This is a genomic window from Bacillus sp. GC_Bacil_1, from assembly GCF_026540675.1.
GTDB lineage: Bacteria > Bacillota > Bacilli > Bacillales > Bacillaceae_G > Bacillus_A > Bacillus_A cereus.
This window is the reverse complement of record NZ_JALNUG010000005.1, coordinates 42,967-58,401: the sequence shown is the minus strand read 5'-3', so window position 1 is coordinate 58,401 and position 15,435 is coordinate 42,967. Positions and strand designations below refer to the sequence as shown.

Sequence of the window (15,435 nt, the reverse complement as noted above, 5' to 3'; positions counted from 1 at the left end):
AGTCATTCCTTTTTTCATAGATTAACTGGCCTGTTTTTTATTATTTTCTTTCAATTTCTCTGCTTGTAAAAAGCGATTCGTTTCAGCAACAACAATACTACTTAATCCAATTAGACCAATTAAGTTTGGAATGGCCATAAGTCCATTTGCAATATCAGCAAATGTCCATACGATTCCTAGCTTTAAATTAGCACCAATTGCAATCATGACGATAAAGATTGCTTTATAATATTTAACAGCACTTTCTCCGAATAAATAAGCTACACATTTTTCTCCATAATACGACCAGCCTAAAATAGTAGAGTAGGCAAATAAAATAATTGCGATACCGAGAATCATACTACCAGCAGTACCAAATACAGATTGGAATGCAAGTGTTGTAGCTTCAACGCCAGTTTTACCAGATTTCCAAGCACCTGTAGTAATTAATACTAGTCCTGTAATTGTACATACAATAAACGTATCTAGAAAAGTACCAGTCATTGAAACTAAAGCTTGTTTTGCAGGTGAATCAGTTTTTGCAGCCGCAGCAGCAATTGGTGCACTCCCTAAACCAGCTTCGTTCGCAAATACACCACGCGCCATTCCAATTTGAATAGCTGATGCAACTGTTGACCCAATAAAACCACCAGCAGCTGCTGTACCATTAAATGCACCAGAAAAAATAAGTGAAAATGCTTCAGGAATTTGGTCGTAGTGATAGAAAATAATTATAAGACCAGCAATTATATAAAAGAAAGCTTTAATAGGAACGACATATCCCGTCACTTTCCCGATTTTTTTTACACCGCCTAAAATAACAATTGCGATTAAAAATGCCATTAGTATACCAGTTAAAGCAGGAGGGAAAGAGAAATTAATTCGCATTGCCTCTGCAACTGAATTAGATTGCACCATATTACCAATACCGAAAGAAGCAGTTGTACCAAATATAGCGAATAATACTGCTAGCCATTTCTTACCCAAACCACGTTCTAAATAATACATTGGCCCACCTGAATATTCACCATTTTCATTACTAACACGGTATTTCACTGCAAGTATTGCTTCAGCATACTTTGTTGCCATACCGAACAATGCGGTAATCCACATCCAAAATATTGCACCAGGTCCACCTATAGTGACAGCTGTTGCAACACCGGCTATATTTCCCATACCAATCGTTGCGGCCATAGCTGTCATGAGTGCTTGGAAGTGACTAATATCTCCAGAAGAAGAAGTATCTTCTGATTTTTTAAACGCTAGTTTGTGAGCGTATAATAGTTTACTAAACTGTAAACCTTTCAAACGCATTGTGAGAATGACACCAGTTCCAACGAGTAGCAACAAAGTTGGTAATCCCCACACGTATTGATTTAGTTGTTCTAATACTTTACTTACTGTCTCCATCTTTATTCTCCTTTTTTAGAAAAAATAAAAACCACTTCAAGTAAATGAAATGGTCTCTGGAGAAACAAGGGATAGAAAAATAAACCGATACAATCGGCTTTTTCTTTCGCTTGTCTCTGTCCTTTTACCTGAGAGATTATCCGCTAAAGTAGCGGATTTGCTCCTTCGGTGCTCGTTTTCCTCCGCGCTCTATAAAAGCGAGAGGGAGTCTCTCCAGAGATTCGTCCCCATGCAGTTCTACTTGTAACCAAGACCTGAGAGTTTCAAAGTTGGTATAACAACTTTTTGCCCCGTCGGTAGATCAATAGACCTTCTCCTGAATGGTTCATCCGAATTATAAAATTTATAAACACATTGATTGTAAATCAATAAAAATATTATAGACATACAAATTGTGAATTGCAATCATTTTTTATTTTAAAATAGTTTTATTTTTTTGTAAGTCCTAATTTATCTTCAACTTCATTTAAAGTAGATAAAGCGATGACAATATGTTGATCCGCAAGTCCTAAAGCTTGTTTTGTTTTTTCAATAGTTTCATTGGTTGGAATAGAGTTATTTGTTCCGTCTATAATCAAATTTGCTGCATTTTTCATGAAATTTGATGCGGATTTAAACTGAGTTGTGAATTGAATTAGTTGTTTTTGTATATCTATATCTGTGATGTTTTCTTCAATTTTAAGTGTGTCTATTTCGTTCATAATTGTTTCATACTGCTTGGAAACGGCATTCATTGTAACTAATAGTTTATTTCGATCTACTGAATCTCCATTCGTGTTAATCTCTTCCCAGGCAGGCAACCAATCTTTTTCAATGATTTCATTATAATTAGTAGTCAATTCATTAATTTTAGGTTGTAATTTCGTTTTGAAAGTTTTTGTATCCGCTGTTTCTACAGGTGCTTTTTCGTTGTTATTTTTAACATTAGTAACGTAGAAAATTGTACCGAAAATGATGAAAATAGAAATAATAACTGTCCATTTAGTAAAAAGTAATTTCTGCAATATGTAACGCCTCCAAAATTTAAAAACTTATAATTATAATATATAACAATAATGTTGTTTGGAGTAGAGAAAATAGGTTGGAAATGATTTAAATTATATCTTTTCTATACATAAATAATTAAAGTTAGTAAAATGATGAAAGTTATATGTGAGAAAAGAGGGTTTTTAGTGAAAATGAATAGAAGAAAACTAGTTTCAAGTATTTCAATGGCTATGTTATTAGTTGGTGTAATTGCATTCATATTTATGAATAAAGAATCTAAAATTAAAGGTTTTCCAGTACCAATGTCAGCAATTCATATTAACGATGATAAGGAAGAGGATTATCAATATATAAGTGTAATGCCAATTACAAAGGCGAGTGGATGGGAGAACTTAGGGGAAAACGGGCATACTGTTAGTTTTAAAAAGGGGGAGCGGAAGGTAACTGTATTACATTATCCAGGAGAAATTACGTATTATTTGTTTGAAAAATAATTGATGATAAAAGAGATAGGGAGTAGATGATAATGTAAGATTGTTTACTTTCTATCTTTTTTGGATTTTAATTCTGAATTGTTTGAATTAAAATTATTATGCGTATAGTATAAAATAATATGTTTTATTGAATGATATAGATAATCGGTAATACATAATAATGTTATGTAAACTATAAACAGGGTAAGAAAGCAAGAGATTTTAATTTTTATATTTTAGATGTATTTTTACACGGTAAGTATTCCAATAATCAACTTACAACATTTACGGAGGGCATCAAACTTTGAATAAGTAATGGAGTTGATAACAAAATAAATTAACGTTTGTGTATATGGAAAAATAGAAAGTATGGCGAGTGGGAAATGGATCGAATCATAAGGGGGAATTAAAAATGTTACTAAAAACAATCTACTGTAAGGTGGAAGAAGAGAAAAAAGAATTGTTTTCCAGTGCGCAAGAAAAATGGCGTGATATACAACACCTAGAGGGTTTTCATGGACAATTTGGTGGATGGAATGAAGATGAGGCATGTGTATTTACTTTATGGGAAGATAGAAGTGTATATCAATCATTTATGAATGGAGCTCACGATACAATTTATTTAAATAGTAATCAAGAGGATACGTTTCTTTCATGTGAAATTGAATTATTTCAAACGTTGTATGATATAACTGATATGCATTTGAAAGACGTTGTAATAGAGGGGGCATTCGTAAGAGTTGCTATATGTGATGTAAAGTTGGAAAAGGAAAAGTATTTTTTACATAAGCAAGAAACAATTTGGAATAAAGGAATGGAAAAAGCAAAAGGAATGCTAGGTGGAGTAGTTGGGAAGTCTTTAAAAAATGAAAATCGTTACATAGTGTTAACGTACTGGAAAGATGAAATAGCGCACCAACATTATGTGGAAGAGATTTTCCCAGATTTATATAAATTAGCTAATATTCATGAAGATATAGAAAAGATACAAGGAAAACAAGCTGTATGTAAGGAAGAATGGCTTGTATATTAAACGATGAAAAAGTGCATAAATGATTGTATAATAACGATATTTTCTTATAAACAACTAATTAATAGAAGACGTTATATACCCTTTCATGTTAATATATTTAAGTTATAATAGGAGGCTTACCCTTTTGTATTGTACGGTAGAAGCAGTGTGAGCTTGAAATTTTTTTAGAAAAGGATGTGCCTAATTTGCGTATCAATAAATTTATTAGTGAAGCTGGAAAAGCGTCTCGACGTGGAGCGGATAAACTAATTAATGAGAGAAGAGTAATTATTAACGGTAAGGTTGCAAAAATTGGTGACCAAGTGAACCCAGGTGATGATGTACGAGTAAATGGAGAGCAGCTTCGAATTGCTCGAGATCACGTATATATCGCTTTAAATAAACCAGTAGGTATTACATGTACGAGTGAAAAAGCTGTAAAAGGTAATATTATCGATTTAGTGAACCATCCTTTACGAATTAGTCACATTGGACGTCTTGATAAAGACTCAGACGGTTTAATTTTATTAACGAATGATGGTGATATTGTTAATGAAATTTTACGTGCTGAAAACAAACATGAGAAAGAATATATCGTTTCAGTAGATAAGCCAATTACACCTGATTTCTTAGAGAAAATGGCAGCGGGTGTTAAAATTTTAGGAACAAAAACGCTTCCTTGTGAGGTTACACAGTTATCAAAATATGAGTTCCAAATTATTTTAACACAAGGGCTAAATCGTCAAATTCGCCGTATGTGTGAAGCTTTAGGTTATCAAGTATACACGTTAAAACGTACGAGAATTATGAATATCGAATTGAATAATTTACCAGTTGGGCAGTGGAGAGATTTAACGAAGAAAGAGAAAAGACGTCTATTTGCAGACTTAAATTACGAACCACAAGATTGGTAAAATTGTGAAGTGAAACCAAAAAAATTTGGTTTCACTTTTTTAATTAAATAAATAATTTTTTTAAACACTTGCAAAAATAAAATGAATAAGATATATTAAATAACAATAAATGGATGTTTTACAAAAAGCAAAGAAAAGGACACGAGTTATTTTACCCGGTTATACAGAGAAGGAAGGAGAGCTGAGAACTTCCTAACGCAGAAAAATAACTTACCACCTTAGAGCTGCACTAGGGAAATTAAGTATCTAGTGCCGTGTATGCGACGTTATCGCAAAAGAAGCCATTATGTTTTTTGTGATGGGAATCTGGGTGGAACCACGGATATAAGCATATTCGTCCCTATATTTAGGGATGAATATGCTTTTTTGCATTCAATTTCATAATAAGCGAAGAAAAGGACACGAGTTATTTTACCCGGTTATACAGAGAAGGAAGGAAAGCTGAGAACTTCCTAACGCAGAAAAATAACTTACCACCTTAGAGCTGCACTGGGGAAATTAAGTATCTAGTGCCGTATAAACGACGTTACCGTAAAAGAAGCCATTGCATTTTGTGATGGGAATCTGGGTGGAACCACGGGTATAAGCACGCTCGTCCCTATTTTAGGGATGAGTGTGCTTTTTATTATGAAATGGAGAGATGAAAAATGAAAGAACAAATGATTGAAATTAAATTTCCAGATGGTAGCGTGAAAGAATTTGGAAAAGGAATTACTTTAGAAGAAATTGCGGGATCTATTAGTAGTAGTTTGAAAAAGAAAGCAGTCGCGGGGAAAGTAAATGATGGATTATATGATTTACGCCGAAATATTGAAGAAAATGCGGAAGTAGAAATCATTACTATAGATTCAAATGAAGGTGTAGAAATTGCAAGACACTCTGCGGCACATATTTTAGCGCAAGCTGTAAAAAGAATGTATGGTGATATAAATCTTGGGGTAGGGCCTGTTATTGAAAATGGATTTTATTATGATATGGATCTTCCAAGTAGTGTAAACATAGAAGATTTACGAAAAATCGAAAAAGAAATGAAAAAGATTATAAATGAAAATATAAAGATAGAACGAGTTGAGGTTTCTCGAGAAGAAGCAGCAAAACTTTTTCAAGAAATGAACGATCGCTTGAAATTAGAACTTTTAGAAGCAATTCCTAGTGGGGAAAGTGTAACACTATATAAACAAGGTGAATTTGTAGATTTATGTAGAGGGCCACATTTACCATCAACAGGTTATTTGAAAGCATTTCAATTAACTCACGTTTCCGGTGCATATTGGCGAGGTGATAGTAATAACCAAGTGCTTCAGCGCATATATGGTGTTGCATTCTCTTCTCAAAAAGAATTAGAAGAGTATTTACATTTCGTTGAAGAAGCAGCAAAAAGAAATCATCGTAAGTTAGGCAATGAGCTTGAGTTATTTATGTTTTCTGAAGAGGCTCCGGGAATGCCGTTTTATTTACCGAAAGGACAAATGATTCGTAACGAATTGGAAGCATTTTTAAGAGGAATTCAAAAAGAGTACAATTATCAAGAAGTACGCACTCCGTTCATGATGAACCAAGAAGTATGGGAGAGATCAGGGCACTGGGGACATTATAAAGATAATATGTATTTCTCTGAAGTAGATAATAAAAGTTTTGCATTAAAACCGATGAACTGCCCAGGGCACATGCTTATGTTTAAAAATAAATTGCATTCTTATCGTGAATTACCGATTCGTATGTGTGAATTCGGTCAAGTACATCGCCATGAATTTAGTGGTGCGTTAAACGGATTATTAAGAGTACGTACTTTCTGCCAAGATGATGCACATTTATTTGTAACTCCAAAACAAATTGAAAATGAAATCAAATCCGTAATGGCGCAAATTGATTACGTATATAAAACTTTTGGATTCGAATATGAAGTAGAGCTTTCTACTCGTCCAGAAGATTCAATGGGTGACGATAAATTATGGGAGCAAGCAGAAGCAGCATTAGAAAATGTATTACAATCGCTAAATTATAAATATAGACTAAATGAAGGTGACGGTGCATTTTACGGGCCGAAAATTGATTTTCATATTAAAGATGCTTTAAATAGAAGTCACCAGTGCGGAACAATCCAGCTTGATTTCCAAATGCCAGAGAAATTTGATTTAAATTATATAGATGAAAATAATGAAAAGAAAAGACCAGTTGTTATTCACAGGGCAGTTTTAGGGTCATTAGATCGCTTCTTAGCAATATTAATTGAGCACTTTGGAGGGGCGTTCCCGGCATGGGTGGCACCAGTTCAAGTGAAAGTAATTCCAGTTTCAAATGCAGTACATGAACAATATGCCAATGAGATTGCACATAAATTAGCACAAGCTGGAGTTCGTGTTGAAGAGGATGCACGAGATGAAAAATTAGGATATAAAATAAGAGAAGCACAAATGCAAAAAGTACCGTATATTCTTGTTATTGGGGATAAGGAAATGGAAAACGGAGCTGTAAATGTACGTAAATATGGAGAAGAGAAGTCAGAAGTTGTTGCGCTAGATGTATTTGTGGCAAGTATTGAAGAAGAAATAAAGAATAGAAAATATTGATTGTAAAGAAAACACACTATTAGAAATTAGTGTGTTTTCTTTTTTATCTTACAAAAATGTAAGGTAAATGTAAGCGAAATCGAGGGAACGAGTTGTAGAAAAATGAGAATATGAAGTAGGAAATAGGTTCATGTTAAGGGTGTAACTCTTATTGGATGAATAATTAAAAAATTCTTAAGAATTTACATGACAAAATAATAAGAAATATGTGAGAAATTGATTTTATACAAAAGGGATGGAGTGAAAGAGATGTCAACAAATGTAGTTACTGTAGAAAGTGTAGAAAAAACGTATGGGAAAAGAAATGAGAATCAGTCAAAAGCATTAAGAGGCGTATCGTTAAGTATTAAAGAAGGAGAATTTGTCGGGATCATGGGGCCTTCTGGATCTGGAAAAACGACATTACTTAATGTGATAAGTACACTTGACCAGGCGACAGGTGGTAGTGTGACGATAGCTGGTACAAATATTACTTCTATGAAAGGTAATGCATTATCAGATTTTCGATCTCAAAAATTAGGTTTTATCTTTCAAGATTTTAACTTACTAGAAAATTTATCAATTTATGAAAATATCGCTTTACCACTTTCTTTGCAAGGCGTACCATCAAGTGAGATTACTGGAAAGGTAAATGACGTTGCGAAGAAATTAGGCATCACTGAAATTTTAACAAAATATCCGACGGCTGTTTCTGGGGGACAAAAGCAAAGAACAGCGGCGGCAAGAGCTTTAGTACATAATCCAGCAATTGTATTAGCAGATGAACCGACAGGAGCGCTTGATAGTAAAAATGCAAAAAGTTTATTAGAAGCGATGCAAGATTTACATGAAAATCATAATGTAAGTATTTTGATGGTTACACACGATGCATTTAGTGCAAGTTATTGTGAGCGTATTTTATTTATTCAAGATGGTCTTCTTTATAAAGAATTAAATCGTCAAGGCACTCGAGAGAATTTCTATCAAGACATTTTAGGTGTGCTCGCTCATATGGGCTCAGCTGCTGAGTCTAAGTAGGGGGGCGAAACTATGTTATTTAAATTATCACGTCATAGTATGAAAAAGATGTTAAAAGATTATATGGTTTTACTTATTGGCCTCGTTATTAGTATTAGTATTTTCTACATGTTCCAAACAATGGCGATGAATAGTGAATTTACGAAAGATAATAGCCTAATTAGTAGTATTAGACTCGTCTTTTGGGTAGGTGCAATACTATTATCTTTCATTACTGTATTTTATATTATATATGCCAACTCTTTCTTACTCACGTTAAGAAGAAAAGAACTCGGTATGTACATGATGCTTGGTGCAAAAAAGAAAAAAGTAGCACAGTTATTATTTATTGAAACATTCGGTATGGGTATTGTCAGTATTATTATCGGTATTTTAGTAGGGATGTTACTTGCAAGTGTAGCAGGAAACTTTTTAATGAATGGAATGGAAATTTCAGCAAAAGGTAGTTATGCATCTGTATACACACCAGCAATTTTAGTTACAGCTATTTTCTTCTTAATACTATTTTTCATTACTGGCTTAATGAACAGTGTCCGATTGTTACGTAAAACTGAACTAGAGTTAATTCGTGAAGATGAAACACTAGATGAAGTAAAGAAAAGTAAAACTCGCATTATTATAATGACAGTACTTGGTGTATTACTAGTAAGTACAGGGTACTATTTTATGATCAATGTAAAAATATATGCTGAATTAGGTTTTATTATAGCAACCATCGTTACAACACTTGGAACATATTTTATCTTTAGTTCATTACTCCCATTTTTTGTGATGAAAATTAAGGGGAATAAAAAACGAAATGAAACTGGTCTAAATAGTTTTACATATGCACAGCTACGCTTTCGAGTAAATAGTTTATCGAGAGTATTAGGTACTGTAGCAATGTTAATTGCATTAGGCGCAGGTGCGATGACGGCAGGTATGGCTTTCCAAAAAAATGTAGGTATTATGACAGACTTTTCTCGTGTATATGATGTTGTAATTCATGATCCGAATGATCAAGACAAAGCTGCCTTAAAAGAAATGGAAATTGTTGAAGAAAGCAAGTACAACTATAAAGTAGATGGAGAAGCGGTTTATTATTTACGTAACGACTTAAGTGCGAAACCACCACTTGTTTCAGACCATTTTGATACAAAAACGTTAAAAGAGCCTGTTCGTAAACGTGTGACTGAGCCTTTAACTGAACCTGTATATTCAGCTTTAGAGGCTCCTGAATTAGCAAAATTCCCTCAAATGCCAAAGGATTGGGAAGACGCAGTTGTAAGAGAGATACAAATTACGCATAATCAATTTAGCGGAAAACCAGTAAGAATTGCAGACGAAGAGCATTATAAAGGAATTCAAGGAACAGAACACACTGTAATATTAGCAAAAGTAGATGATATGAAAAAATATAAACCGTTATTGATCGAAATAGACAAGAGACAAAAAGCACAAATTGAAAAAGCAACAGGTGAAAAGGTAGACTTATTTACGAAAATGACAATTTATCAGTTTATGAACAGCTTCATGAGCGGAACAATGTTTATGGGATTTTTCCTCGGAATTGCCTTTTTAGCAATGATGGCAAGTTCCCTTATGTTCAAAATATTAACAGGTGCTTCTCGCGACGTACGCCGTTATGAAATGTTACGAAAAATTGGTGTGAGACGCAGTATGTTAACGAAAAGTATATATAAAGAAATTTCATATTTATTTATCTTCCCAGCGATCATTGGCATTTCTCACGTTTTAGTAGGGCTTAACTTATTTAGCTTTATATTAGTTGACCCGTTTGTGAAAGTGTGGGTGCCAATAGGGATTTTCTTAGTCATTTATTTCATTTATTACTGGATAACTGTTCAACTTTATAAAGGTATGGTAATGCCGAAAGAAGAGGTAGCTAAATAGTTTATGAAAAGAGTCCTTGTGTTGAGAATAAGGGCTCTTTTTTTATGTTTTTTATAAAGAAGGAAAAGATTGGATAATGGTCGAAAAATATAATGTAACTTCCAAGAAATAACAAAAACAATACTATTTTGTCGAGAGAAAGGATACGAAGTATGAAAGAAATGCTACAGTTATTTCGCAACAAAGTGTATGCATGTTTTTTTCTAGCAAATATTTTAGAGCGACTCGGTTCTATGATTGCTGGAATTTCTTTAATGTTTTATTTGCTAGATCAATACGGAAAACAACCAGTTTACGCAACGATGACACAAATTATGATTGCATTACCTGCATTAATCTTTTTTCTATTGGTAGGGACAGTAGTGGATCGATTTGATAGACAACGTATATGTACAGTAAGTAACATATGTTGCTCGCTCTGTAATATTGGAATCCTAATTTCGCTTTATTACGGGATGATTATACTTGTCTTTATATTTTTATTTTTGGAAAATGCGTGTATACAATTTTTCTCTCCAGCAGAACAATCGATGATACAGGGAGTAGTTGAATCAGACCAATACGGTGCAGCAGCGGGTATTAATCAAATGGTAAATAGTTTGTATGCTTTGTTTGGTGTAGGAATTGCAACGATGGTGTACTGGACTTTTGGAATTTACGGGAGCATTTTAGTAAATACGCTCACTTTTATTATGAGTGGTATTTTGATTCAAACAATCTCCATTCCAGAAAAAGTTCGTTTACCAAATGGTAGAACAAAATGGAAAGAAGTTAATTTGAAGATGTTAATAACAGAGTTTAAAGAAGGGATTAGGTATATATACCAAAATGAAACTTTAAAAAAATTACTTTTAGGATTTATCGTATTTGGATTATTAAATGGTGTTTTAAGTGTATCCACTACTTACATATTAAAATACAAACTAGCTCCAGAAACGTATGAAAGTTTAGCAATGGTGGGCGGTGTAGTTGGAGGGATTTCATTACTAATTGGAAGCATAGTAGCAACGAGTATAGGTAAGAAATATGCGCCAAAATCTATTATAGTTTTTGGTATGGCAGGATCAGGAGTCTTCTTTGGTATGTGTTACTTTGTAAATTACGTATGGACTTTTTATGTATGTATCGCTTTAGCGACATTCTTTTTACCGTTTATTAATGTTGCAATATCAGGATGGATGTATGAGATCGTAGAAGAATCGTTTATGGGGCGTGTTCAAAGTTTGCTAAGTCCATTAACGACAGGGTTTCAATTGTTATCTCTTGGAGCGATAGCTATGTTATTCCCAAAATGGATTGAGGCGGATACTTTGTATATTATTTTATTTGGTTTATTATTTTTTGTTACGTGTTTATACCAAGCTATTTTACCTAGTGGGCAAAAGCGAGTACATGTTGTAGCTAAAGAGATGTGACATATTTAGCTCTTTTTGTTTCTAGATATTCTATCGAATGGTAAGGGGTAATAGTTATGTTCATGCGAACTGCTAAGTGGTGTTGGATTACTTGTTTACAATTATTAGCTGCAATTCTATGTATAATCTGTTTAGGTGCGCTCCCTCGATTATTTAAGGGATTGCAAATTGATTTAATCGGTTTTTGGAACACGATTGTGTTTATTGGAGGAAAGTTACTCCGACCATGGGAAATTACATTTGGATTTCGAGACTCGAGGAAATTATTTCCACAAATATGGATTCATTATAGTGAAACTATGATTGTATTTCTATCAGCTTTTTTACTGTCTTTGCTTATAGCGTATGTACTTGTTGTTTGGGTATTGCAGCGTTCTCATATGAAGCAAAAAATGTGGAATGGAGTTTTTCTTACGCTAGAGAGTATACCGGATATATTACTTATTTTATTATCACAACTTCTTATCGTAATTGTTTTTCAAAAAACAGGTTTTATGCCAATAAAACTTGCTGGATTAGGAGAAGAGAGAGTACGATTGTTACCGATTATATGTCTTACAATACCAACAACGTTATTATTTATTAAACTATTGTTATTACGTTTTAAAGAAGAAATGGAGAAAGATTATAGTATATTTGCGAAGAGTAAAGGACTAAGTTTGCAGCATATTTTAACACATCATGTTTCAAGGAATGTTTTATTGACGACAATTTACTATGCGAAAACAAATATTTTATTTATGCTATCCAATTTATATATTATCGAATGGATTTTTAATACATATGGAATGTTTGTATTTGTAAAAGAAAATTCTAAATTAGAAATATTTACAGTGAGTCTAGTTATATTATACGTTCCGCTTTTTATACTATTTCGTATATTACATACGCTTTTACAAAATGTTATAAGGGAGCGTGTGTAACATGTGGCAAGTTGTAAAAAGAGATGTGAGATTTTGGATAGGTATTACTTTTCTGAGTGTACTAATGATTATTAGTATTGGATATACGTTATTTTTCGATGGGAATATTCGTGAACTTACGATGATGTATAATGAAAAAGGAGAACTAGAGGCTGCTCCATTTTCGCCATCAAGTAAATTTTGGTTCGGAAGTGATACCAAAGGCCGTGACCTTGTCCAATTAATAATAGAAGGCGCGAAATGGACAGTTGGAGCGAGTATAATTATAGCAACTTTACGAGTTATAGTTGGAGGAGGGATTGGTTTACTTCTTGGTATGTATGGTAAGCGATCTTTTCCGGTTATCTCATCCTTTTTTGATCCTTTTAGTATTGTACCAATGGTTATGATTTCTTATTTTATGTTAAATGAAGTTTTAACGTTTGATAGTGGAGCGGAAGTTGTGCCGTTGTATTTGCGGGTGACATTTCAAATTATAGTTCTTACATGTCTTGCTGTACCAACAGTTATGTTGTATGTAGCGCAAGAAGTTAAACGTATTAAGAAAGAAGAATTTATGTTGGCAGCCACTGTGCTTGGCGGGAGTAAATGGCAGAGGTTGAAGCGCCATATATGGCCTCATATGTTACCATCATTTCTTTTATTAGTAGCACAACAATTTGTGAGTACTTTATTACTTCTTTTACACCTTGGTTTGTTGCAATTATTTTTTGGTGGAACAATAACCTTCAGTGGAATGGATCCAGATAGTGTAACAAAAGAATGGACAGGATTAATTGGTCAAAACTTCCGGCACTTAACTACTCATACATGGATTGTACTTATACCGATTGCTTTTTATAGTATGACAATCTTAGCTGGAAACCTAATTAGTAATAGCATGCAAGATGCGATTAAGCTAGGAAATGTGAGAAGGACAGAGAAGGAGAGTAAAGAATTGCAAGTAGAGAAACAAGTACAACCAACTATGAATGACTTTTCTTTTTATAAAGAGATACAAAAATAAAAAAAGATAGCTGAAGACAAATTGTTTTCAGCTATCTTTTTTCGTTTAAAGTGGAGGTAAATCAATCTTACCTTCTTCAAATAATTCTTTTATCATATGCTTCGTATAACCAGCGGCTTGACCAAATGTGATTTTTGCTGGCATTGGTGCTTCGTTAGCATCTACAACTACATCAATAATACACGGTTTATTTTGTTTTACTGCATTTTCGAAAGCGGGAAGTAGCTCATCTAAATTCTCAACACGGTATCCAATACCTCCACACGCCTCTGCATATTTTGCGAAATCTGGGTTCGTTAAGTCTGTTTCGAATTCGATATTACCCATAACTTCTTGTTCAAATTTAATCATCGCAATTTTATTATTGTTTAATACGACGACAACGATTGGTAATTTATATTTTACAGCTGTTACGAAGTCATTCATCGTCATTCCAAATCCACCATCACCACAAACTGCAAATACTTGTTTATCCGGGAAAGCAATTTTTCCAGCAAGTGCACCAGGTAAACCGCAGCCAAGTGTTGCGAGCCAGCTAGAAATGACAAATTGCTGGTTTGTCATACGGAAGTGTCTTGCGGTCCATACTGTTACATTTCCGACATCGACTGATAGAATTGCGTCATCATGTGCTACTTGCTGCAGAGCATGCATAACGCGTTGTGGTTTAATTGGAATGGAAGAGTCTTCTTCTTGATCGTGTAATTTTTCTTCCCACTTTTTCATCATTTCTTGGTGATGTTCTAAGAAGGAATGGTCTGTGTGTTCTTCAACATTTTCAATTAACCATCGTAATGTTTTATCAGCATCACCAGCTAAACCAATATCTGTCGCATAACGTTTCCCGATTTGGGCAGGATCTGTATCGATATGAATTGTTTTTGCTTTTTCAGGTAAGAAGCCGGTGAACGGATAAGAAGTACCGACCATAATTAAAGTATCTGCATGCTTCATTGCTTCATAAGAAGGTTTCGTTCCAATTAATCCTAATCCACCAATACAAAGAGGGTGTTCATCAGGAATAATTCCTTTAGCTGGTAATGTAAGTACGATTGGAGCACCAATATGTTCTGCCAATGCAAGTAAAGATTCTCTCGCATGTTTTGTTCCTTTTCCAGCTAAAATCACAGGCTTTTTCGCTTCATTTATTGCGAGTTTCGCTGCATCTAAATCTTCTTTTTGTGGAAACAACTCAGGCAAAGTAAAAGAAGTATTTGTAACACGGGCACCATTTTTCACTTCGAATTTTGGGACATCATCTGGAATAGTAAGAACGGATACACCTTTTTTCGTATAAGCCATTCGAATTGCTTGATTCACTACGGCAGGTAGTTGCTCTGCTGACATAATACGCTGGTTATAAACCGCAACATCATCAAACATTCTTTCTAAATTTACTTCTTGGAAAAAGTCCGTTCCAAGTAAATCGGTTTCTACTTGACCTGAAATTGCTAGAACAGGGGCTTTATCGAGTTTCGCATCATATAAACCATTTAATAAATGAATAGCACCAGGCCCTGCAATTGCCATACAAACGCCAAGTTTTCCTGTTAATTTTGCATAGGCAGCCGCTGCTAATGCACCAGCTTCTTCATGGCGAACTTGAATGAATTTAATTTGATCTTGTTTTTTTCTTAAAGCTTCAATGATAGAATTGATGGAATCTCCAGGCATACCGTATATGTGTTCTACTCCCCAGTCAATTAATAAATCAACTAATGCTTCACCGGCTGTTTTCCCAAACATAATTGTTCCTCCTTATAATAGGTAGATAACATTATGTTTTGGATAAAAAGGGAAAATATACAAATAAGAAAATTTATCTGGTTATTTGTA

At 33.9% G+C, this 15,435-nt stretch carries 12 protein-coding genes, 1 riboswitch and 2 other annotated features; of the genes, 9 read left to right on the top strand and 3 right to left on the bottom strand.

Translation table 11 applies throughout. The features are described from left to right. Positions 1-21: 21 nt before the first annotated feature. Both OXT04_RS09500 and OXT04_RS09495 read right to left on the bottom strand, forming a co-directional pair. Positions 22-1,389 (bottom strand): alanine/glycine:cation symporter family protein, encoded by a 1,368-nt coding sequence (locus OXT04_RS09500; RefSeq protein ID WP_016512868.1) that lies wholly within the window; start codon positions 1,387-1,389, stop codon positions 22-24. A gap of 106 nt (positions 1,390-1,495) precedes the next feature. Further along, positions 1,496-1,616: riboswitch (glycine riboswitch) on the bottom strand. Between the two features lie 201 nt (positions 1,617-1,817). Next, the gene (locus tag OXT04_RS09495) at positions 1,818-2,393 is read right to left on the bottom strand and encodes a hypothetical protein (RefSeq protein ID WP_001170865.1); all 576 of its coding nucleotides are present in this window, start codon (positions 2,391-2,393) and stop codon (positions 1,818-1,820) included. 132 nt (positions 2,394-2,525) lie between these two features. On the opposite strand from OXT04_RS09495, the gene OXT04_RS09490 reads away from it, so the two are divergent. The 9 genes from OXT04_RS09490 (at position 2,526) to OXT04_RS09450 (ending at position 13,599) form a co-directional block, all read left to right on the top strand. Beyond that, positions 2,526-2,870, top strand: coding sequence for a hypothetical protein (locus tag OXT04_RS09490; protein WP_003278183.1), 345 nt, complete (start codon positions 2,526-2,528; stop codon positions 2,868-2,870). A 391-nt stretch (positions 2,871-3,261) separates the two neighbouring features. Continuing rightward, entirely contained in the window at positions 3,262-3,882 is a 621-nt protein-coding gene (locus tag OXT04_RS09485) for a YdbC family protein (protein ID WP_000925176.1), read from the top strand. A gap of 185 nt (positions 3,883-4,067) precedes the next feature. Further along, the gene (gene rluF / locus OXT04_RS09480) at positions 4,068-4,775 is read left to right on the top strand and encodes a 23S rRNA pseudouridine(2604) synthase RluF (protein WP_001222162.1); all 708 of its coding nucleotides are present in this window, start codon (positions 4,068-4,070) and stop codon (positions 4,773-4,775) included. A gap of 121 nt (positions 4,776-4,896) precedes the next feature. Then, positions 4,897-5,120, top strand: a binding site (T-box leader). 36 nt (positions 5,121-5,156) lie between these two features. Next, positions 5,157-5,378 (top strand) — a binding site (T-box leader). Positions 5,379-5,422: 44 nt separating this feature from the next. Beyond that, positions 5,423-7,345 carry a threonine--tRNA ligase gene (gene thrS, locus OXT04_RS09475; RefSeq protein WP_000663044.1) on the top strand — a complete coding sequence of 641 codons (1,923 nt, stop codon included), beginning with the start codon at positions 5,423-5,425 and terminating at the stop codon, positions 7,343-7,345. Positions 7,346-7,594: 249 nt separating this feature from the next. Further along, the gene (locus OXT04_RS09470; RefSeq protein WP_000106426.1) at positions 7,595-8,362 is read left to right on the top strand and encodes an ABC transporter ATP-binding protein; all 768 of its coding nucleotides are present in this window, start codon (positions 7,595-7,597) and stop codon (positions 8,360-8,362) included. Between the two features lie 12 nt (positions 8,363-8,374). Next, a complete protein-coding gene (locus tag OXT04_RS09465; RefSeq protein ID WP_097821726.1) occupies positions 8,375-10,255 on the top strand; it encodes an FtsX-like permease family protein in 1,881 nt (626 codons plus the stop codon). Positions 10,256-10,380: 125 nt separating this feature from the next. Continuing rightward, positions 10,381-11,670: an MFS transporter gene (locus tag OXT04_RS09460; RefSeq protein ID WP_267414412.1), complete on the top strand. Its 1,290-nt coding sequence runs from the start codon at positions 10,381-10,383 to the stop codon at positions 11,668-11,670. Positions 11,671-11,726: 56 nt separating this feature from the next. Next, positions 11,727-12,593, top strand: a complete 867-nt coding sequence (locus tag OXT04_RS09455; RefSeq protein WP_141541647.1) for an ABC transporter permease subunit — start codon at positions 11,727-11,729, stop codon at positions 12,591-12,593. A gap of 1 nt (position 12,594) precedes the next feature. Next, positions 12,595-13,599: an ABC transporter permease subunit gene (locus OXT04_RS09450; RefSeq protein ID WP_098236209.1), complete on the top strand. Its 1,005-nt coding sequence runs from the start codon at positions 12,595-12,597 to the stop codon at positions 13,597-13,599. Between the two features lie 45 nt (positions 13,600-13,644). On the opposite strand, the gene OXT04_RS09445 is transcribed toward OXT04_RS09450, so the two are convergent. Beyond that, complete coding sequence (locus tag OXT04_RS09445) at positions 13,645-15,345, bottom strand: pyruvate oxidase (RefSeq protein WP_000467249.1); 1,701 nt, start codon at positions 15,343-15,345, stop codon at positions 13,645-13,647. Between the last annotated feature and the right edge of the window lie 90 nt (positions 15,346-15,435).